The sequence below is a fragment of the Acidovorax sp. M14 genome (genome assembly GCF_049331375.1).
GTDB lineage: Bacteria > Pseudomonadota > Gammaproteobacteria > Burkholderiales > Burkholderiaceae_C > Acidovorax.
In genome coordinates this window covers 2,168,630-2,188,926 of the sequence record NZ_CP186263.1, presented here as the reverse complement: position 1 = coordinate 2,188,926, position 20,297 = coordinate 2,168,630, and the positions used below count along the sequence as shown (strand labels likewise).

General features: G+C 66.3%; 15 protein-coding genes. 8 read left to right on the top strand and 7 right to left on the bottom strand.

All coding sequences use genetic code 11. The features are described from left to right. Positions 1-203: 203 nt before the first annotated feature. Both ACOYR4_RS10030 and ACOYR4_RS10025 read left to right on the top strand, forming a co-directional pair. Positions 204-2,456, top strand: coding sequence for a PAS domain-containing hybrid sensor histidine kinase/response regulator (locus tag ACOYR4_RS10030; RefSeq protein WP_422849427.1), 2,253 nt, complete (start codon positions 204-206; stop codon positions 2,454-2,456). Further along, positions 2,443-3,105, top strand: coding sequence for an RluA family pseudouridine synthase (locus ACOYR4_RS10025; protein ID WP_422849426.1), 663 nt, complete (start codon positions 2,443-2,445; stop codon positions 3,103-3,105). Before ACOYR4_RS10030 ends, ACOYR4_RS10025 begins: the two co-directional genes overlap by 14 nt. Before the next feature lie 71 nt (positions 3,106-3,176). On the opposite strand, the gene ACOYR4_RS10020 is transcribed toward ACOYR4_RS10025, so the two are convergent. Next, entirely contained in the window at positions 3,177-4,082 is a 906-nt protein-coding gene (locus ACOYR4_RS10020; RefSeq protein ID WP_422849425.1) for an EamA family transporter, read from the bottom strand. Positions 4,083-4,157: 75 nt separating this feature from the next. Here ACOYR4_RS10020 and ACOYR4_RS10015 point away from each other — a divergent pair, with 75 nt between their 5' ends. The 4 genes from ACOYR4_RS10015 to ACOYR4_RS10000 all read left to right on the top strand — a co-directional run bounded on the left by ACOYR4_RS10015 (position 4,158) and on the right by ACOYR4_RS10000 (position 7,932). Continuing rightward, positions 4,158-4,673, top strand: coding sequence for a MarR family winged helix-turn-helix transcriptional regulator (locus ACOYR4_RS10015; protein WP_422849424.1), 516 nt, complete (start codon positions 4,158-4,160; stop codon positions 4,671-4,673). 39 nt (positions 4,674-4,712) lie between these two features. Then, positions 4,713-5,474 (top strand): SDR family NAD(P)-dependent oxidoreductase, encoded by a 762-nt coding sequence (locus ACOYR4_RS10010; RefSeq protein WP_056640525.1) that lies wholly within the window; start codon positions 4,713-4,715, stop codon positions 5,472-5,474. A 91-nt stretch (positions 5,475-5,565) separates the two neighbouring features. Beyond that, entirely contained in the window at positions 5,566-6,750 is a 1,185-nt protein-coding gene (gene bktB / locus ACOYR4_RS10005; RefSeq protein WP_422849423.1) for a beta-ketothiolase BktB, read from the top strand. A gap of 198 nt (positions 6,751-6,948) precedes the next feature. Next, positions 6,949-7,932, top strand: a complete 984-nt coding sequence (locus ACOYR4_RS10000; protein ID WP_291444516.1) for a tripartite tricarboxylate transporter substrate binding protein — start codon at positions 6,949-6,951, stop codon at positions 7,930-7,932. A gap of 68 nt (positions 7,933-8,000) precedes the next feature. On the opposite strand, the gene ACOYR4_RS09995 is transcribed toward ACOYR4_RS10000, so the two are convergent. The 4 genes from ACOYR4_RS09995 to ACOYR4_RS09980 all read right to left on the bottom strand — a co-directional run bounded on the left by ACOYR4_RS09995 (position 8,001) and on the right by ACOYR4_RS09980 (position 13,082). Then, the gene (locus ACOYR4_RS09995) at positions 8,001-8,438 is read right to left on the bottom strand and encodes a universal stress protein (RefSeq protein WP_056067661.1); all 438 of its coding nucleotides are present in this window, start codon (positions 8,436-8,438) and stop codon (positions 8,001-8,003) included. A 120-nt stretch (positions 8,439-8,558) separates the two neighbouring features. Next, positions 8,559-9,338 carry a 2OG-Fe dioxygenase family protein gene (locus tag ACOYR4_RS09990; protein WP_422849422.1) on the bottom strand — a complete coding sequence of 260 codons (780 nt, stop codon included), beginning with the start codon at positions 9,336-9,338 and terminating at the stop codon, positions 8,559-8,561. A gap of 73 nt (positions 9,339-9,411) precedes the next feature. After that, positions 9,412-9,897, bottom strand: coding sequence for a hypothetical protein (locus tag ACOYR4_RS09985; protein ID WP_422849421.1), 486 nt, complete (start codon positions 9,895-9,897; stop codon positions 9,412-9,414). A gap of 224 nt (positions 9,898-10,121) precedes the next feature. Beyond that, the gene (locus tag ACOYR4_RS09980; RefSeq protein WP_422849420.1) at positions 10,122-13,082 is read right to left on the bottom strand and encodes an EAL domain-containing protein; all 2,961 of its coding nucleotides are present in this window, start codon (positions 13,080-13,082) and stop codon (positions 10,122-10,124) included. 124 nt (positions 13,083-13,206) lie between these two features. Here ACOYR4_RS09980 and ACOYR4_RS09975 point away from each other — a divergent pair, with 124 nt between their 5' ends. Continuing rightward, entirely contained in the window at positions 13,207-13,581 is a 375-nt protein-coding gene (locus ACOYR4_RS09975; RefSeq protein ID WP_209819826.1) for a PilZ domain-containing protein, read from the top strand. 85 nt (positions 13,582-13,666) lie between these two features. On the opposite strand, the gene ACOYR4_RS09970 is transcribed toward ACOYR4_RS09975, so the two are convergent. Next, positions 13,667-15,352, bottom strand: a complete 1,686-nt coding sequence (locus tag ACOYR4_RS09970) for a long-chain fatty acid--CoA ligase (protein ID WP_060985628.1) — start codon at positions 15,350-15,352, stop codon at positions 13,667-13,669. 269 nt (positions 15,353-15,621) lie between these two features. Here ACOYR4_RS09970 and ACOYR4_RS09965 point away from each other — a divergent pair, with 269 nt between their 5' ends. Beyond that, complete coding sequence (locus tag ACOYR4_RS09965; RefSeq protein ID WP_422849419.1) at positions 15,622-15,978, top strand: hypothetical protein; 357 nt, start codon at positions 15,622-15,624, stop codon at positions 15,976-15,978. A gap of 94 nt (positions 15,979-16,072) precedes the next feature. Here ACOYR4_RS09965 and hrpA read toward each other — a convergent pair whose 3' ends face one another. Beyond that, positions 16,073-20,179 carry an ATP-dependent RNA helicase HrpA gene (gene hrpA / locus ACOYR4_RS09960; protein WP_422849418.1) on the bottom strand — a complete coding sequence of 1,369 codons (4,107 nt, stop codon included), beginning with the start codon at positions 20,177-20,179 and terminating at the stop codon, positions 16,073-16,075. Between the last annotated feature and the right edge of the window lie 118 nt (positions 20,180-20,297).

The following is a 20,297-nucleotide window of genomic DNA, read 5'->3' as shown; positions in this document are numbered from 1 at the left end:
GGAACTGTAGGCACCCCACGGTGGTTCGGTAAGCCCTGCCAAAGAAACGGATTGTTCGCAATTCATCAACAATCGACCCACAAGCGCTTTGCAACCGCGCTCTGTTGGTGCATCCGCCATCGCGTGATGCCGGATGGGCGGGCGTACACTTGAGAAAGCCTGGGCGAGCGCCCGGGCACGCACCCGGCTGACCGCGCCCCTTCATGAGTGAACCCGACCTGTCTTTTCTGGACCCTGCAGGCCGCCAGCCCGCAGCCGCAGAGCACATGCCTCGCCCGCCTGTCCCCCACTCCCGCACGCCCGGCGCTTCGGCGGAGGGCCTGGTGGCCGAGCTGCGCGCCTACCAGGCCGAACTGGAAAACCAGAACAAGGTGCTGCGCTACAGCCAGGCCGTGGCCGAGAGCGCGTACGAACGCTTCGAAACCCTGTTTGCCAGCGTGCCGCTGGCCCTCATGGTGGTGGACGACCACGACATGGTGGTGCAGGCCAACTCCATGGCGCACCGCTCTTTCCAGCCCACCGAGCGCGACCGGCCACTGACCGCGCTGATGCCTTTTGTGTGCCCGCAAGACGCCGCCCGCGTGCGCGAGGCCTTTACCCAGGCGCAAGACCTGGGGCACAGCGAGGTCAAGGAGGTCGTGTTCCTCATCAGCGACGCAGCGCGCATCACCGGCGACCTGCACATCGCCCACATCGAGGCACCGCAAACCAGCGGCCCGCCGCTGTCGCAGTTTTTGTGCGCCGTGATCGACCAGGGCCCGCTGCTGGCCGAGCGCCAGGCGCTGCAGCACAGCGCCGAGACCCTGCAGCAGCGCAACGAGCAGATCCGCGCCAGCGAAAAGCGGCTGGAGGCTGTCATCAACTCCGCGCTGGACGCCATCATCTGCGTGGACCAGCACCAGCGCATCACCGTGTTCAACCCCACCGCCGCCGCGCTGTTCCAGTGCAGCGCCAGCGATGCGCTGGGCAGCACGCTCGACCGCTTTCTGCCCGATGCAGCGCAGGCCCTGGCGTTTGCGCAGCTCACCACACAGGCCCTGCTGGGCGAAATGACGGCCCTGACCGCCAGCGGCAAGGAGCTGGCGGTGGAGGTGAGCGTGTCGTTCGAGCGCCATGCGGAAAGCGTGGGCGGCGGCGAGACCACGACCGTGTTCGCGCGCGACCTGACCGGGCGCAAGAAGGCCGAGGCGCACCGCAACGAACTGGAAGCCCAGTTGCGCGAGTCGCACAAGATGCAGGCCGTGGGCACCATGGCCGGGGGCATCGCGCACGACTTCAACAACATCCTGGGCGCCATTCTGGGCAATGTGGAGCTGGCCAAGGCCGACTGCGCCACCCACGCGCCCGGCTCGCCCGTGCTGGAGAGCCTGCTGGAGATCGACAAGGCCGGCCGCCGCGCGCGCGACCTGGTGCGCCAGATCCTCACCTTCAGCCGCAACGAGCCCCCGCAGCGCTCGGCCGTGTCGCTGGCCGAGGTGGTGCACGACACCGAACGCCTGCTGCGTGTGACCCTGCCCCCGGCCATAGAGCTGCACATGCAGCTGCAAGCGGGCCTGCCGCCCGTACTGGCCGACGCCACGCAGGTCGAACAGGCCCTGCTCAACCTGTGCACCAACGCTGTCCATGCGATTGGTACCGAGCGCGGCAGCATCCATGTGGAGGCCGCCACGGTGCAACCCGACCAGCGCCTGACCGAGCGCCTGGGCCTCGCGCCCATCGACTACGTGGCCCTGACGGTGCGCGACACCGGCCCCGGCATGGACGCCGCCACGCTGGAGCGCATCTTTGAGCCCTTCTTCACCACCAAGCCCGTGGGCCAGGGCACAGGCCTGGGCCTGGCGGTGGTGCATGGCGTGATGCGCACACACGAAGGCGGTGTGGACGTGCAAAGCACACCCGGCCAGGGCAGCCGGTTCACGCTGTACTTTCCGGTAGCGACTGACGCCACGGCCGGCACCCCAAGCAGCGCGGCGGCCGATGTGCCCACCGACCCGGCCCCGCAGGCACTCCCCTCAGCTACAGAGGTCACAGCGTCTGCGCCAGTCCCCTCAGCACCGCCCAGCCCCGCACCTGCCAAGAAGCACCATGTGATGTACGTGGACGACGACCAGGCCCTGGTCTTTTTGGTCCAGCGCCTGCTGCGCCGCCGGGGCTACGAGGTGAGCGGCTATACCGACCCCCACGAGGCCACGGCCGCGTTGCGGGCCGCCCCACAGGCCTATGACCTGCTGGTCACCGACTACAACATGCCCGGCTTTTGTGGTGTGGATCTGGTGCGCGAGGCCCGCCTCATCCGCCCCGACCTGCCCGTGGCCCTGGCCTCGGGCTACGTCACGGCCGAGATCGAACAGGCCGCGCTGGCCGAAGGCGCGCAGGCCCTGATCCACAAACCCAACGACGTGGAGGAACTCTGCGCCACCGTGCAGCGGCTGATCGTGGGCCATGACCCTGCCTGAGCCCGTGGCAGATGGCGTACAGGCGCTGTACAAAGACGATGACCTGCTGGTGCTGTGCAAGCCCTCCGGCCTGCTGTGTGTGCCCGGCCGGGGCCCCGACAAGCAAGACTGCCTGAGCGCCCGCGCACAGCTGCGCTGGCCCGGTGCGCTCGTCGTGCACCGGCTGGACCAGGCCACCTCGGGCCTGGTTCTCATGGCACGCCACATCGACGCGCAGCGCCGCCTGGGCCACGCGTTTGCCGAGCGCCTGGTGCACAAACGCTACCAGGCGGTGGTGCAAGGCCTGCTGGGCACCGTGGGTGGCGACTGGAGCGAAATCGACCTGCCCATTGCCGCCGACTGGGAGCGGCGCCCGCTGCGCGTCATCGACCACGCTGTGGGCAAACCCAGCCTGACCCGATGGCGCGCGCTGGCGCACGACGCGGCGGCACAGACCGCCCGCGTTGAGCTGGAGCCCCTCACCGGCCGCACCCACCAATTGCGCGTGCACCTGGCCGCCCTCGGCCACCCCATCCTGGGCGACGCGCTGTATGCCGATGCCGCCACCCAGGCACAGGCGCCACGCCTGCTGCTGCACGCCAGCCACCTGGCCTTTGCGCACCCCGGCACGGGGGAGCCGGTAGCACTGGAGTGGGCGGCCGATTTCTAGCCAAATTACCCGCTAGCGCTAGTGAAACATGCGCAGACCGCTATCCATTCGATAGCAAAAGTATGTGCTGGTCACCGACCTCCCGGCGGCACGGGGCGCGACATGGCCCACTGCACGGCCAGGATGCTTGCCAGCACCACCAGCATGCCCACCAGCGACACCCCCGTCATGGCCTGCCCCAGCAGCCCCCAGCCCAGCAGCACCGCCGTGACGGGGCTCAGCAGCCCCAGTGACGACACTGCCACTGACGGCAGCCGCGCAATGCCACGGAACCACAGCGCATAGGCCACCAGCGCGCCTGCCAGGCTGAGGTACAGATAACCTGCGATATTGGTGAGGGTGAGTGCAGGCAAAGGCGGGTCCACCGCCCACGCAACCGGCGCCAGCATGAGGCCGCCCGCCAGCAACTGCCAGCCGGTAAACGCCAGCACCGGCAAGTCAGACCGCCAGCGCCGCGACCAGAACGTGCCCGCCGCCATGCACAGCGTGCCCACCAGCGCGGCCGCCACGCCCACCATGTCCCAGCGCGCACCGGGCGACAACAGCAGCGCCGCCATGCCCAGCACACCGAAAGCCCCCGCAGCCAGCGCCAGTGCGGGCGGGCGCCGGTGGTCCAGCGCCCAGGTCAGGCCCATCACCACCAGCGGCCCCACAGCGCCCACCACGGCCGCCACGCCGCCGGGCAACCGGTAGGCCGCCACAAACAGCAGCGCCTGAAACACGCCAATGTTCAGCGCCGCCAGCACCAGCAGGCGCCGCCACCCCACCCAGTCGCCCCAGGCCGGCCAGCGGCGGCACCACAGCACCAGCAGCAAGCCTGCGGGCAAGGTGCGCAGCAGCGCGGCGGTAAAGGGCCGGTCGGGCGGCAGCAGCTCGGTGGTGACGATGTAGGTCGAGCCCCAGATGACGGGCCCGAGCGCCGTGGCAAGCGCATCCAGCCATACCGAAGAGCTTGCTGTGGGTTGTGCAGAGGTCATGTATTTATCTTCAATTCAAGACAAAAACTCTACCATACAATCTCGAATTCAAGACAATTTAACCACCACCAACCCATGGCCACCCCACGCCCACCCGACGCCGTCGATGCCATCCTGGCCCAGTGGAAGCGCGAGCGCCCCGACCTGGACGCCAGCCCCATGGGCCCCATCGGGCGCATCAAGCGCTGCGCCGTGCTGCTGGAGCGGCGGCTGGATGAAACCTTTGTCGAGTTCGGCCTGAGCCGCTGGGAGTTCGACATGCTGGCCGCGCTGCGCCGCAGCGGCGCGCCCTACTGCCTGGCGCCGACCACGCTGTTCTCCACGCTCATGGTCACCTCCGGCACCATGACGCACCGCATGGCCAAGCTCGAAGCCCAAGGCTGGATCGAGCGCCTGCCCAACCCGGCCGACGCCCGCAGCTCGCTGGTGCAGCTCACGCCACAGGGGCTGGAACTGATCGACCGCGCAGTGGAGGCCCACGTGGCCAACGAACACCGCATCCTTTCGGCCCTCAAGGCGGCTGATATAGCGGCGCTGGACGCGCGGCTGGCCTTGCTGCTGGCCTCGCTGGAGTCACGCAGAGGGCAGTGACGGCTCCCGCCCCTGTGTACTGCGCAGTAACATGGCGGGATGCCTCAAAACCACCTCTACATCCTCACCGGCGCATCGCGCGGCATGGGCCTGGCCATGGCCCAGCAGCTTTTGCGCAGCGGCAACACCCTGATCTGCATTGCCCGCAGTGCCAACGACGACCTGGCCGCCGAGGCCCGGGCCGCAGGCGTCACCATTGAACAGTGGCAGCAAGACCTGTCGCAGGGCGAGCAGGCGGCCCATAAGCTGCAAGCCTGGCTGCAGGCCCAGGGCCCGCAGGCGTTTGCCAGCGCCACCCTCATCAACAACGCGGGCATGATCCCGCGCATTGCGCCGCTATCGGCCAGTGACGTGGACGACCTGGCCACCGCCCTGCGTGTGGGGCTGGAAGCGCCCATGCAGCTCACCGCCGCCTTCCTGGGCGCGACGGACACCTGGACGGTGCCGCGCAAGGTGCTCAACATCTCCTCGGGCCTGGGCCGCCGGGCCATGGCCTCGCAGGCCGCGTACTGCGCCGCCAAGGCGGGCATGGACCATTTCACGCGCTGTGTGGCGCTGGATGAGGCCCTCAAGCCCCATGGGGCCAAGGTATGCTCGCTGGCTCCCGGTGTGATCGACACCGACATGCAGGTCCAGCTGCGCGGCGCCGACCCGGCCGCCTTCCCGGACCGCCAGAATTTCGCCAACCTCAAGACGGGTGGCCAGCTCACATCGCCTGCCGACGCCGCCACCCGCGTGCTCGCCTGGCTGGAGCGCGCAGACTTCGGCACCAACCCGGTGGCCGACGTGCGCGAGGCGTGAGCCCGATTACTCCTATTTTGATAGCTGCTACCGCGTGATTCACTAGCGCTTGCAGCCGTTTTGACCTGAATTTCTCTGAAAGGACCTCCCCATGACCCGTGAAGTCGTCGTCGTCAGCGCAGTGCGCACCGCCATTGGCACCTTTGGCGGCAGCCTCAAGGACGTGACCCCCACAGAACTGGGTGCAATCGTCGTGCGCGAATCGCTCGCCCGCGCCAACGTGGAAGGCAAGGACGTGGGCCACGTGGTGTTCGGCCACGTGGTGAACACTGAGCCCAAGGACATGTACCTGTCGCGCGTGGCGGCCATCAACGGCGGCTGCGCCGAGGGCACGCCCGCGTTCAACGTCAACCGCCTGTGCGGCTCGGGCCTGCAAGCTATCGTCAGCGCCAGCCAGTCCATCCTGCTGGGCGACACCGACGTGGCCATTGGCGCCGGTGCCGAGAACATGAGCCGCGTGCCTTTTGCCAGCCTGAACATGCGCTGGGGCGCCCGCATGGGCGACACCAAGATGGTGGACATGATGATCGGCGCGCTGCACGACCCCTTCCACAACATCCACATGGGTGTGACGGCCGAGAACATCGCCGCCAAGTGGGGCATCAGCCGTGAAGACCAGGACAAGCTGGCGGTCGAGAGCCACAACCGCGCCGAACGCGCCACGCAAAACGGGCTGTTCAAGGACCAGATCGTGCCCGTCACCCTGAAGAGCAAGAAGGGCGACGTGCAGTACGCCACCGACGAGCACTTCCGCCCCGGCGCCACGATGGACGACCTGGCCAAGCTCAAGCCCGTGTTCCTCAAGGAGAACGGCACAGTGACCGCTGGCAATGCCTCGGGCATCAACGACGCCGCTGCCGCCGTGGTGCTGATGGAAGCTGGTGCCGCCAAGGCCCGTGGCGCCAAGCCCCTGGCCCGCCTGGTGGCCTACGCCCACGCGGGCGTGGACCCGAAGTACATGGGCATCGGCCCTGTGCCCGCCACGCAGCTTGCGCTGAAGAAGGCGGGCCTTACCGTCAACGACCTGGACGTGATCGAAGCCAACGAGGCCTTCGCCGCCCAGGCCTGCGCCGTGACCAAAGACCTGGGCCTGGACCCCGCCAAGGTCAACCCCAACGGCTCGGGCATCTCGCTGGGCCACCCCATTGGCGCCACCGGTGCGCTCATCACCGTCAAGGCCATTCACGAGCTGCAACGTATCCAGGGCCGCTACGCGCTGGTGACGATGTGCATTGGCGGCGGCCAGGGCATTGCGGCGATTTTTGAACGCCTCTGACCCGCACTGACCTGCACGCGGGTGCGCACACTGCCATCGCCACCCGCGATGCTGCCACCCGCTATTGGCAATGCGAGCGCCACGGTCGATAAGCGATCATTGGCGCCCGCTGCCCCAGATCAGCCGGGCCACCGCAGCCGCACCCAGCGGCCTAGCGGCCGCCCGCACACCACTGAACCGATGGAGACACCCCTCACCATGATGCGCACCCTGCTTTCATTCACCGCCCTCGCCTTCGCGCTGGGCACCACAGCCCACGCCCAGGCGCCAGCCCCTGCGGCGGCCTACCCGGCCAAGCCCATCCGCCTGATCGTGCCCTTCCCGCCCGGCGGCGGCACCGACATCCTGTCGCGCCTGGTGGCCACCAAGCTCACCGAGAGCGCCAAGTGGACCGTGGTCGCCGACAACCGCGCCGGCGCGGGCGGCACCATCGGCATTGGCGAGGCCGTCAAGGCCGCGCCCACGGGCTATGACCTGGTCATGGGCCAGAAGGACAACCTGGTGATCGGCCCCTGGCTGTACAAGAACCTGCCCTGGGACCCCACCAAGGACCTGACCGCCGTGGCCCATGTGGCCTACACGCCCGTGGTCATTGCCACCAGTGCCAACTCCAAGTTCAAGACGCTGGCCGACGTGGTAGCTGCCGCCAAGGCTGCTCCCGGCACCATCACCTACGGGTCGCCCGGCAACGGCACCTCCATCCACCTGGCGGGTGACCTGTTCGAGAAGGCTGCGGGCATCAAGCTCAGCCACATCCCGTACAAGGGCTCCAACCCTGCGCTGATGGATGCGCTGTCGGGCAACGTGGACTTGCTCATGTCCTCGGTGCCGTCGGCCATGGCCCAGATCAAGTCGGGCAAGCTGCGCCCGCTGGCTGTGACCTCGGCCAAGCGCAGTTCGTCCATGCCCGAGGTGCCCACCGTGTCCGAGTCGGGCTTCAAGGACTTTGATGTGAGCACCTGGTACGGCGTGTTTGCGCCCGCCGGTACACCAGCCACCGTGGTGAACGTCGTCAACGCAGAAATCAACAAGCTGCTGGCCACCCCTGAAATGAAGGCCGCCATCCACGCCCAGGGCGCCGAGCCAGAGGCCATGTCGGCCGCTCAGTTCAACACCCTGCTCAAGACCGACTACGCCAAGTGGAAGGGCATTGTGGAAGCCTCGGGCGCAAAGATCGAGTGACCGCCTGCAGCGCTTGCTGCAATAAAAAACGGCTCCGAAAGGAGCCGTTTTGCATGGGGCAAAAACAATCAGTCCCGCACCACCAGCACAGGGATGTGCACCACACCCAGCACACGCTGCGTGACGCTGCCCAGCACCAGCTTTTCCAGGCCACGCCGGCCATGCGAGCCCATCACGATGAGGTCGGCGCCCGTGCTCTCCAGCGCGCGCAGGATGCCATCGTGCACCGCGTGGCCCTCGCCCACCACGGTGGTGACCTGCACACCCGCATCGGCCATGGCCTGCTTGGTGGCATCCAACGCTGCGTTGGCCTCGGCCGTGGCGGCACTGATGTATTGGGCCTGTCCGTAGGCAAAGTCGGCACCCACGCCGGTGAAGGGATACGGGTCGATCACATACACCGCAGTGACGGCGCTGCCAAAGGTCTTGGCCAGGCCTGCGGCCTTGGAGACGGCCAGCATGGAGGTCTTGGAACCGTCGACAGGAACCAGAATGTGCTTGAACATGGTGCTACTCCTTGGGTTGAATGGTGTGACGGGCTTGTGGCCTCACAGTGACCAGTGTGAACCGCCACCATACCCCGCATCTTGATTCGCATCAAATCGGATGCACTTCTACCGCAGTGTTCAAGCCCCTGACGGCGCCTGCCCCACCACGTCCGCACCCTGGAAGTTGCCCCGCCGGCAGGTCACCACCAGGGTGTCGCGGTAGCCCCCGTCCTTCAGCGGCTGAATGGGCGTGGACTCGTGGATCATGCGCGCATCGTCCAGCAACAGCAGGGACCAGGGCTCGGTCAGCGTAAAGCGTTGTCCGGCAGGGCCATTGGCCTCGAACACCCGCGTCTCACCGCCCTTGACGCCCTCGCGCCCCACCAGAAATACCGCAACCAGATCCACGCCATCGCGGTGAGCACCTTCGGGTGTGGGGCGGCCGATGCCGTCTGTGGTGTCGATGCGGAACTGGTGCGCCTCGACAAACCAGGGCACCGGCGCCTGCGGCCCGGCAAACACAGCGTCTGACATGCCCGCCAGAGCGGCGAGCAACTGCTGCCACACGGGCTGCGCCACGGTCGCGGGCTCCATGGGAGCAAACCAGCGCTCCATGCCGCCGTGCAGGGCGTTGTATTCCACTGGCTGCCAGTGGGCACGGTGCGGCACCTGCTGCATCTGGCCCTGTTGCAGCACAAAACAGGCATGGCGTCGGCGACGGTAGCGGCCACCATCCTTCAGAAATTCATCGGGGGGAAGAGCTGCCCAATCGGTATTGAGCGCCATGAGCGCCGACAGATCACAGCCGACCCACTCGGCCACCGCGGCCGGGCTGAGCACCGCAAAACCGCTGTGGCGCAACTGGCTGGCAACATCAGCCGGTTGGGTGAAGGGGGGAGAAAAGGAGACTTGGGCCATAGGGGCCCGAGCTTAACCGCTGGTGCGGCCCCCTCCTCTGCGCTGGCGCAAACCCTGCGAAATGCAGGGGGGCTCAGTCCCGATGTCCATGGCCCTTGCCACGGCCTTCTCCGCGCCCGGGTCCGCGATCGTGGTCATGGCGGTCATCGTGGCGATGGTCATGGTCCCAGCGGCGGTCGTCCCGGCCATGGGGCCCGCGGTGCGGGTTGCCGCGGCGGGGAGGTGGCTCCTGCACAAAATACACCGGCTGGCTGCAGGCGTTATAGCGTGCGCAGTGCTTGCTCCAGTTCTTGGCATGGCCGGGCGGCACGTACATGTAGATGGGCGCACGGGGCACCACCACCGCAGGGCGCTGGATGATGACGGGCTCTGCGTAAAGCAGCGGTGGTGGTGGCGCGTTGCCAATATTGATGCGGCCATACACACCGGGAGCCAGTTCGCCCCCCACGGTGGCGTTGACATAGGCCTGCGCATGGGCGCCGCCGCCCAGGCCCAGCAGCGCCGCGGCAGCCGCGCCAGAAACAAGAAGGCGGATCGTGGGAAATAGATTGTTTTTCATGGAAAGCTCCTGAGGGCTACCCCACCCTGCATACGAACACAGATGCGGGGTGAAGGAGGCCGTGTGTCAGTCATACGGTTGGCCGTACGGCGGGTCACACGGCGTGCCGTACCTTACACCGTTCACAGGCTACCCAATGTCAGCCAATGGCGACAATTGTGGGCAACCCATGGGCAGCCCATGGGTAACGCCCAGCGGAGGGTACCCTGCCGACAAAAAAGGCGTCACCAAGTCGTCGCGCTGGCCACCGACTGCACCAGCGCATCGGCAGGCCCGGGGCGCCCGAACAGGTAGCCCTGCCATGTGTGGCACCCCAGACTGGCCAGCATGTCGCGTTGCTCCTGGGTTTCAACCCCCTCGGCAATCACCCCCAGGTCCAGGCTGTGGGCCAGGGTGACGATGGTGCGGGCGATGCTGGCATCGTTGGCATCGGTGAGCAAATCGCGCACAAAGCTCTGGTCAATCTTGAGCTGGTCCAGGGGCAGGCGTTTGAGATAGCTCAGGCTCGAGTAGCCCGTACCAAAGTCATCCAGCGAAAAGCCCAGGCCCGACGCGCGCAACGTGTCCATGCGCAGGATGGTGTCCTCCACATCGTCCAGCAGCAGGGTCTCGGTCAACTCCAGCTTCAGCCGGTGCGGGTTCGCGCCGGTTTCTTCCAGCACGCCCAGCACTTCATCCACAAAGTGGCTGTGGCGGAACTGCCGGGCGCTCACGTTCACGGCCAGGGTCCAGTGGGCTGTCTGCGGGTCGCGGGCCCACTCCACCAGTTGCAGGCAGGCCGTGCGCAGAATCCACACGCCCAGCGGCACGATGAGGCCCGAAGCCTCGGCCACCGGGATGAACTCGGCCGGCGACACCAGCCCGCGCTGCGGGTGCTGCCAGCGCACCAGGGCCTCGGCGCCCACAATGCCGCGCTGCTGGTGAATCTGCGCTTGGTAATGCAGCAAGAACTGCCCTTCGCGCAGGCCGTCGCGCAAGCCCGCCTCCAGCAGCGTGCGCGCGGTCACGTTGGCCTGGGTGCGCGGATCAAAGAACCGCAAGGTGTTGCGGCCAGCGCCCTTGGCCTGGTACATGGCCATGTCGCCGTGCTTGAGCAATTCGTCCACCGAACCACGTGCATCCGCATACAGCGCGATGCCGATGCTGCAGGAGCTGTGGTGCGCGTGGCCGTCGAGCTGGTAGCTCTGGCTGAGCGCCTGCAACACCGTGCGGCCCACCGTTTCGGCCTGGGCAGCGGCCTCGTGCACCTGGGGACTGAGCCCCTCCAGCAGCACCACAAATTCGTCACCTCCCAGGCGTGCCACGGTGTCCCCCATTCGCACACAGCCCCCCAGGCGCGCAGCCACCTGGCGCAGCAGCTGGTCGCCCAGCTCGTGCCCTTGGGTGTCGTTCAGGTCCTTGAAGTTGTCCAGATCCACAAACAGCAGCGCGCCACCCGCCCCCGAGCGCGCGCATGCAGCCAGGCTGTGCTGCAGGCGGTCGTTCATCAGCCGGCGGTTGGGCAGGCCGGTGAGCGGGTCGTAGAAGGCCAGCAGGCGGATTTCCTCCTCGGCCGCCTTGCGGCTGGAGATGTCTGTCTGCGTGCCCACGTAATGGGTGATCTCGCCGCGCGGCGAACGCACAGTGGTGATGGTGATCCAGGCCGGGTATTCGGTGCCGTCCTTGCGCCGGTTCCACACCTCGCCCTGCCACATGCCGCTGGAGTGCAACGTGTTCTGCATGGCCGCGTAAAAAGAAGCGTCCTGCCGGCCCGAGTGCAACAGGCGCGGCGTCTGGCCCACCAGTTCCTCCACCGAGTAGCCGGTCAGCCGTGCGTACGCCTGGTTAGCCTTGAGGATGCGCTGGTCTGGCCCTGTCACAATCATGCCCTCGAACGACTCGAACACCGTTGCAGCAATCTGCAGCGACTCTTCGGCCTTGCGGCGCTCGGTGATGTCGGTGGAGATGCCGCACAGCGCATAAATGCTGCCGTCCGCATGGCGCAGCGGTATCTTGATGGACAGGAACGCGCGTGTCTCCCCCGTGGCGGCGGGGGTGTTGACTTCTTCAGCCTCCAGCGTCTCGCCGTCCTCCAGCACCCGCCGGTCGTTGGCCCTCAGCCGTTGCGCCGTGGCTGCGTCGAAAAACGCCGCATCGTCATGGCCCAAGACCTCGTGCGCGGGTCTGCCAAAGTAATGCAGCGTCTGGTGGTTAACGTACTGGTAGCGGAAGTCCTTGCCCTTGATGTAGATAAGCGCGCCCACGCTGTCCAGAATGGTGGCGAGCTTTTGCTCGCTCTCCCGCAGGTGGCGCGTACGCTCTTGCACCTGCCGGCGCAAGATGGCGACCATCAACGCAGCCAGTAAGCTGAACGCCACCAAGCCCGCCAATCCTCGCCATACCCAGGGCGAAATCTGCACCCCGGGGTCTTGCCCGCCCCAGTGGCGCATCACCTGGGCATACGCGGGGTCCGCGCCACTGCGCCATGCCTCGACCGACCGGTCGATGGCCGCCAGCACCTCAGCGTTGCGCCCGGGGCCGGTTGCAAAGAAGAGCGCAGCGGGCTGGAACACGATGCCCGTATCAACCACTCCATAGCGGGCCGAATGAAAGTTGCCGAACAGGTGGTTGGAGATGACCGCATCGGCCTCGCCCCGCTGCACCATCGCAAACGCTTCGATCAGACCGGGGGCGTCCACCAGAGACACCTGGATGCCAAAGCTGTCCACCATGTTCAGGAAGGTGGACCGCTGCACGGAGCCCTTGAGCACCGCCACCCGCTTGCCCTGCAGGTCAAAGAGTGAATAGATGGGCGCGCCCGAGGTCCGGTAGATCTGCGACCAGCTGTGCAGCACCGGCAGGCGGTGAAAGTCGTACAGGATCTCGCGCTCAGGCGACCGGGCCACATCGGGCATAAGGTCCAGTTGCCCCTCTCGCAGCGCATCCAGGCAGTCCTGCCAGCTGCAAGGCACATATTTCAGGGTCCACTGCTCACGGGCCGCCACCAGTTGCAGCAGGTCCACAAAAATGCCTGCAGCCTTGCCATCGGCATCCACAAACACCTTGGGCTCGTTGGAATACACCCCCACACGCAGCTCGCGCGGGGCGGCGGCAATGCTGGCGCTGGCCGTCAATACGGCCACCCACACAATGCCTTTGAGCCACGCGGCGCAGCGCCGCACCAGCCAGTTCACGCCAGGTTTCACACCGGCCCCCTTGGTGATGGAGAACCCATAGTAACGAATGCTTGCAAAAACCTCCAAAAATTAACTGCCGTGCGCCGGTTGGGTTAGCATCTGCTCCACCCCCCGCCCCGCCCAGGAGACAGCGATGCCCCATGAACGCCGCCACTTCGTCCGCGTTGGTTTTGATGCGCCGGCCCTGCTGACCACGGCCACCGCTGCGTTCAGCGTGCATGTGCTGGACCTGTCCCTCAAGGGCGCGCTGATCATGGTGCCGGCACAGGCGGCATTGGGGCAAGGCACGTTGTGCCAACTGACCATTCCCCTGGCCGACACGGGCAACCACATCGCCATGTCCACCGAGGTGGCCCACGTGCAGGGCCTGCACACCGGGCTGCTGTGCAAGGGCATCGATCTGGACAGCGTCACCCACCTGCGCCGCCTGATCGAGCTGCAACTGGGCGACCCCGCCCTGCTGGAGCGGGACCTGGGCGAGCTGACGATGGCGGGCGCGGCGCACTGACGGCTGCCGCAGGCGCGAGCGCCGCTGCTGCAGCGGCGCCTCTTGTTCTCTTTGCGCGCTGGTCAGACCAGCCGGTACCGCCCGATCACTGCGCTTCCTGCTCCTGCAGTGCGCGCCACATCACCTTGCCGCTGCCGCTCTTGGGTAACGCAGGCACAAACTGCACGATGCGCGGCACCTTGTATACCGCCATGTTCTCGCGGCACCAGTCGATGATCTGCTGCTCGGTGGTGTCCTTGTGCGTGGCGCGCAGCACCACCACCGCCTTCACCGTCTCGCCCCGGTAGCTGTCCTTGGCGGCGATGATGCAGGCCTCCTGGATGGCAGGGTGGCGGAACATCAGCGCTTCGACCTCGGCAGGCCACACCTTGAAGCCGCTGGCATTGATCATGCGCTTGAGCCGGTCGGTCAGGAAGAAGTACCCGTCCTCGTCCATGCGCCCCAGGTCGCCCGATCGGAAGAACCGCTTGCCCTCGAACTCGATGAAGGCCGATGCCGTGGCATCGGGCCGCTTCCAGTAACCCTCGAACACCTCGGGGCCATGGATGATGATCTCGCCCTGCTCGCCCACGGGCAGTTCCTGCAACGTGTCGGGGTCGATCACCCGCGCATCGGTGCTCATGAACGGAATGCCCAGGCACTGCTGCTTGGGATGGTCGGGCGGGTTGGCGTGCGACGGAGCAGCCGTTTCGGTCAGGCCATAGCCTTCCGCGTAGCGCAGGCCATATTGCTCCAGCAGGCGCTGCGCCACGGCCTGCGGCATGGCCGCGCCGCCACCGCCGATATAGGCCAGGCTGGACAGGTCATAGCTGGCAAAGTTCGGGCTGCCCAGCAGGTCGATGACCATGGTGGGAATGTTGGTCCAGGTGGTGACCTGGTAACGCGATATCAGGCGCCCTGCCAGGTCGCGGTCCCAGCGGGGCATGATGACCAGCGTGGCGCCGCAGTAAATGGACGTGTGCATCACGCTCACCATGCCGGTGATGTGGAACATGGGCACCACCGCCAGCGTCACATTGTCGGCAGACCCATTGCCCCACAGGCTGCTGGCCACCGCGTTGTGCATGACGCTTTTGTGCAGGTGCATGCAGCCCTTGGGCAGCCCCGTGGTACCACTGGTGTAGGGCAACAACGCCAGGTCGGCCGGGCCCACCAACAAGACGGGGGGCGCGTCGGTGCAAGCCAGAGCGTCCACCCACGCGTGGGCCTGCCCGCCCTCCAGCGCAGGCAAAGGGTGGCGTGTGCCCAGCCAGTCCATCCAGGCCTCGGGCGGCGCATCCATGCCGGTCACGCCCACGTCAAACGCATCCGAGAACTGCGTGACCACCAGATGCGCCAGCCGCTCGCCAGCGGCCAACGCGTTACTTGCCTTGGCCATCTCCGGGGCCAGATCGCCGGTGGTGATTGCCACCTTGGTGTCGGGGTCGGTGATGTAGTGCTTGAGCTCCTCGGCCCGGTTCATGGGGTTGACCGGCACCACCACCGCATTGGCGCGCAGGATGGCAAAGTGCGCCATCACCAGCTGCGGGCAGTTTTGCATGCACAGCACCACCCGGTCGCCACGTTGCACCCCCAGTTGCGCCAGCCGCGCAGCCAGGCGCTCAGCGCCTTCCATCAGTTGCCGGTAGCTGACCGTGGTGCCGAAAAACACCAATGCCGCCTTGTCGGGGTAGCGACGTGCATTGGTCGCCAGGTTGTCCCACAGCGAGGTGGCAGGCAGCGTGATGGCATGGGGAAGACGGCGGGGCCAGAACTTGTAGTGAGGTCGCATGGGGCTGGATTTCCTTAGAAGCCACCAGCCTAGGTCGCATGGAGCCCGAGGACATTGGGGATGCCACTGATGCATGGTCGCGCAGGTGACCGTTGCCCCATGGCGCGCAGACGAAACACGCTGTCGGTGCAAACAAGTGGTTACCAAATGCCTTGCCGCTAAGATCGCCGGATAGCAGCAGTGCTGAGTCCAAGCGTTCATTCAGCCAGTTGCCGCACGAAGGCCGACGCCGTCCCGCCCTCAACCTACCGAGTCACACTCTGCAAAGCATGCTCACAGCCCTGTACTACGCATTGATGCTGCTCGTCGGATACGTCTGGTACCGCTATGGGCAAAAGCTGCTGCGCCAGGGCCCACGGGACGACAGCGGCAATTACACCAAAGCACCACTGGGACCTTTCAGCTTTCTGGTCGTGGCGGGGATCGGGTGCTATCTGCTCTATGAAGCGTTGCGCGCGATGGTTCTGCGCCAGATTCCGTGCGTTGGCAAGGGCTGCGCAGGGCAGATCTACACGCTGGCCGAGCATGCCGACAAATATTGGGCGAACCTGTTTTTCGTGGTGTGGATGGTGGTCGCGCTGGCGTATGCCATGTACGTGACCTTCAAGCTCTGGACACGACCCTGACGTCCGCAGGCCCCTGTCGGATTCGTGCTGCCCGGGGGGCCAACTCACATCGCATATCGCTGCCGGGCGCGGTACCCGCGGACCGGCAGCGCGTTCAACTTTGAATCTGCGCCCACAGCTTGTCCAGCCGCTTGACGCTCACCGGCTGCGGCGTGCGCAGCTCTTGCGCGAAGAAGCTCACACGCAGTTCCTCCAGCAGCCAGCGCAGCTCTTGCATGCGGGCATCCACCGCGCCCTTGCGCTCGGCGACCAGGCGCCAGTAGCGCTGCTCTTGCGGGCGCAGTTCGGCCAGTTTGGCAGCGTCGCGGGCAGGGTCGGCGCGGTATTTGTCCAGCCGCAGGGTGATCGCCTTGAGGTAGCGGGCGTAGTGGGCCAGTTGCGCCCAGGGGGCCACGGCGATGAAGTTCTTGGGCACCAGGCGTTGCAGCTGTTGCTGCGCGTCGGCCGTCGCATCCGGGGCGTTCTTGGTGTCCTTGATCTTGCGGGCAGCGGCGGCGTATTCGGTGAGGATGGTGGCGGCCAGGCGGGCCACCTCGTTGGCGATCAGCGTGAGGCGGCCCCGGCCCTCTTCCACGCGGCGCTTGAAGGCATGTTCGTCGGTGGGCAGCGGGTCGAGCAGGAAGGCGCGGTCCAGCGCCACGTCGATGATCTGGGTGCGCAGCTCTTCCTGCGTGCCCAAGGGCATGTAGGCCACGGCCATTTTCTGCAGGTCGGGGATGTTCTTTTCCAGGTACTTGAGCGCGTCCTTGATCTGCAGCGCAAACAGGCGGCGCAGGCCGGCGCGGTGCTTGGCAGCGGCCACCTCGGGCTCGTCGAAGACCTCGATAGTCACAGCGTCGCCGCCATCGATGAGGGCCGGAAAGCCGATCAGCGTCTGGCCAGCCTTCTTGATCTCCATGAGTTCGGGCAGCTCGCCAAACGTCCAGGTGGTGTAGCGCTGGCCAGCGGGTGCCGATGGGGGCGCGCTGGCAGGCTTGACGGCGGCAGGGGGCGCACCCTTTACTCCTGATTTGATAGCGCCTTGTGCATGATTCTCTAGCACTTGCGGCGATTTTTGCTTCAAATCCGCTGTATCGGCGGCTGTACTGCCCAATTTGAGCCCCGCCAGCGCCTGGAAGGCCCCCCGCGCCTTAGCACCCCACTCCGCCTTGAGCGCGCCCAGGTTGCGGCCATGGTCCAGCTGACGGCCGTGTTCGTCCACCACGCGGAAGTTCATGAACAGGTGCGGGCTGAGCATGTCGAGCTTGAAGTCGGCGCGCTTCACGTCGAGAGAGGTTTCGTCGCGCACCTGCTTGAGCAGCGCGTCTGTCAGGCTGCCTGTGCCAAAACGCTCAGGCGCGGTGAACAGCTCAGCCAGCCGCGTGGCCGACTCGGGCAGCGGCACAAAGCGGCTGCGCGGGCGCTGCGGAAGGCTTTTGAGCAGGGCCTGGATCTTGTCCTTGAGCATGCCGGGCACCAGCCATTCGCAGCGCTCTTCGCTCACCTGGTTGAGCACAAAGAGCGGGATGGTCACCGTGATGCCGTCGCGCGCATCGCCGGGTTCGTGCAGGTAGCTGGCGGTGCAGTCCACACCGCCCAGCCGCACCGTCTTGGGAAACGCGTTGGTGGTGATGCCTGCGGCCTCGTGGCGCATCAGCTCCTCGCGGGTGAGCTTGAGCAGGTCGGGTTGCTTTTTGCTTTCCTCGCGGTACCAGGCCTCAAAACTATGGCCGCTGCACACCTCGGGCGGCAGCTGCTGGTCGTAGAAGGCGTAGATGAGTTCGTCGTCCACCAGCACGTCCTGCCGGCGGGACTTGTGCTCCAGCTCTTCGACCTTGGCGATCATCTTCTGGTTGGCAGCCAAAAACGGCAGGCGCGTCTCCCAGTTACCGCCCACCAGGGCTTCGCGGATGAACACCTCGCGCGCGGCGTGCGGGTCTACCTTGCCGAAGTTCACGCGGCGATTGTTGTAGACCACGATGCCGTAGAGCGTGGCGCGCTCCAGCGCCACCACCTCGGCAGATTTTTTCTCCCAGTGCGGGTCCAGCAGTTGCTTCTTCAGCAAGTGGCCGCCGATCTGCTCCAGCCACTGCGGCTCAATCGCAGCGATGCCCCGGCCGAACAGGCGCGTGGTCTCGACCAGTTCCGACGCGATGATCCAGCGGCCGGGCTTCTTGTTGAGGTGCGCGCCCGGGTGCTTGTAGAACTTGATGCCACGCGCGCCCAGGTACCAGTCCTCCTCGTCGCTTTTGCAGCCGACGTTACCCAGCAGCCCGGCCAGCATGGACAGGTGCAGTTGCTCGTAGCTGGCGGGCTGGGTGTTGATCTGCCACTTGTGCTCGGTCACCACTGTGAGCAGCTGGGTGTGGATGTCGCGCCACTCGCGCAGGCGGCGGATGCTGATGAAGTTCTGGCGCAGCAACTGCTCGTACTGGCGGTTGCTGAGTTTGTGGGTGGCGGCTGGGGCGGCGGGTATTGCTGCTGCAGCAGCCGCTGCAGGCGCGCCGCCGCGCCGCTCCACGGGCAGGTACGCCTGCGACGGCGCCTTCTGCGCGGCCATGGCTTTTTGGGCACGGGCCGACGGCAAGCTGGGCGCCCCGCCCCGGGCCTCGTTGATCCACTTCCACAGCTTCAGATACCCGCTGAACTCGCTCTTGTCGTCGTCGAACTTGGCGTGCGCCTGGTCGGCCTGCTGCTGCGCTTCCATAGGACGGTCGCGCACGTCCTGCACGCTCAGGGCGCTGGCAATGATGAGCACCTCGTCCAGCGCCTTGCGGTCGCGCGCCTCGATGATCATGCGGCCCACGCGCGGGTCCAGCGGCAAGCGCGACAGCTCCACGCCCACGGACGTGAGTTCGTTGGCGTCGTCCACCGCGCCCAGCTCGGCCAGCAGCTGGTAGCCGTCGGCAATCGCGCGGCCCGAGGGGGCCTCGATGAACGGAAACTGAGTGACGTCGCCCAGGTGCAGCGACTTCATGCGCAGGATGACGCCGGCCAGCGAGCTACGCAAAATTTCGGGGTCGGTAAAGCGCGGGCGGCTGTTGAAGTCTGCCTCGTCATACAGGCGGATGCAGATGCCGTTGGCCACCCGGCCGCACCGGCCCGCGCGCTGGTTGGCGGCGGCCTGGCTGATGGGCTCGACCAGCAGCTGCTCCACCTTGCTACGGAAAGAATAGCGCTTGACGCGCGCTGTGCCTGCGTCAATGACGTATCGGATGCCCGGCACCGTGAGCGAGGTCTCGGCCACGTTAGTCGCCAGCACGATGCGGCGGCCCGTGTGGCCGTCAAAGATGCGATCCTGCTCGGCTTGCGACAGGCGCGCGAACAGCGGCAACACCTCGGCATTGCGCATCACTGGCTGGTGCGACAGGTGCTTGCGCAAATGGTCTGCCGCCTCGCGGATCTCGCGCTCGCCGGGCAAAAAGACCAGGATGTCGCCCGCCGCGTTGCCCTGCCACAGCTCATCCACGCCATCGGCAATGGCCTCGTTCAGACCGTAGTCGCGGCTTTCTTCAAACGGGCGGTAGCGTTGCTCGACCGGGAAGGTGCGGCCCGACACCATGATGACCGGCGCTGGACCTTTAGCGGATTCGAAGTGCTTGGCAAACCGGTCGGCATCAATGGTGGCCGAGGTGACGATGACCTTCAGATCCGGCCTGCGGGGCAGAATCTGGCGGATGTAGCCCAGCAAGAAGTCGATGTTGAGGCTGCGTTCGTGCGCCTCGTCGATGATGATGGTGTCGTAGGCCTTGAGCAGCGGGTCGGTCTGCGTCTCGGCCAGCAAGATGCCGTCGGTCATCAGCTTGACGGACGCATCGCGGCTCAAGCGGTCCTGGAACCGCACCTTGAAGCCCACCACGTCGCCCAGCGGCGTGTTCAGCTCTTCGGCAATGCGCTTGGCCACGCTGCTGGCCGCAATGCGGCGTGGCTGGGTGTGGCCAATCAGCTGCCCTTTCTGTCCCGGCTTGGCATTGCACTTGCCACGGCCCAGCGCCAGCGCAATCTTGGGCAGCTGGGTGGTCTTGCCCGACCCCGTTTCACCGCAGACGATGATCACCTGGTGCTTGGTGATGGCCTCCATGATCTCGTCGCGCTTGCCCGACACCGGCAACGACTCGGGGAACGTGATGCGCAGCGGCGCTGGCGGCGCGGCGGGTGCAGATACGGGTGCTGGAGCAGGAACGCGGGACAACGCAGGCAAACGCGGATCAGAAGAGGACATAGGCCCGCATTATCGATAGCAGCACCCTGCCCCCTGCGCTGCATCTGTGCTTTTGGCACGACATTTCGCCGCGTTTTCAGCGCTTTTCGTTGCCAAAGCCCGCCAGCGCCGCCAAAAT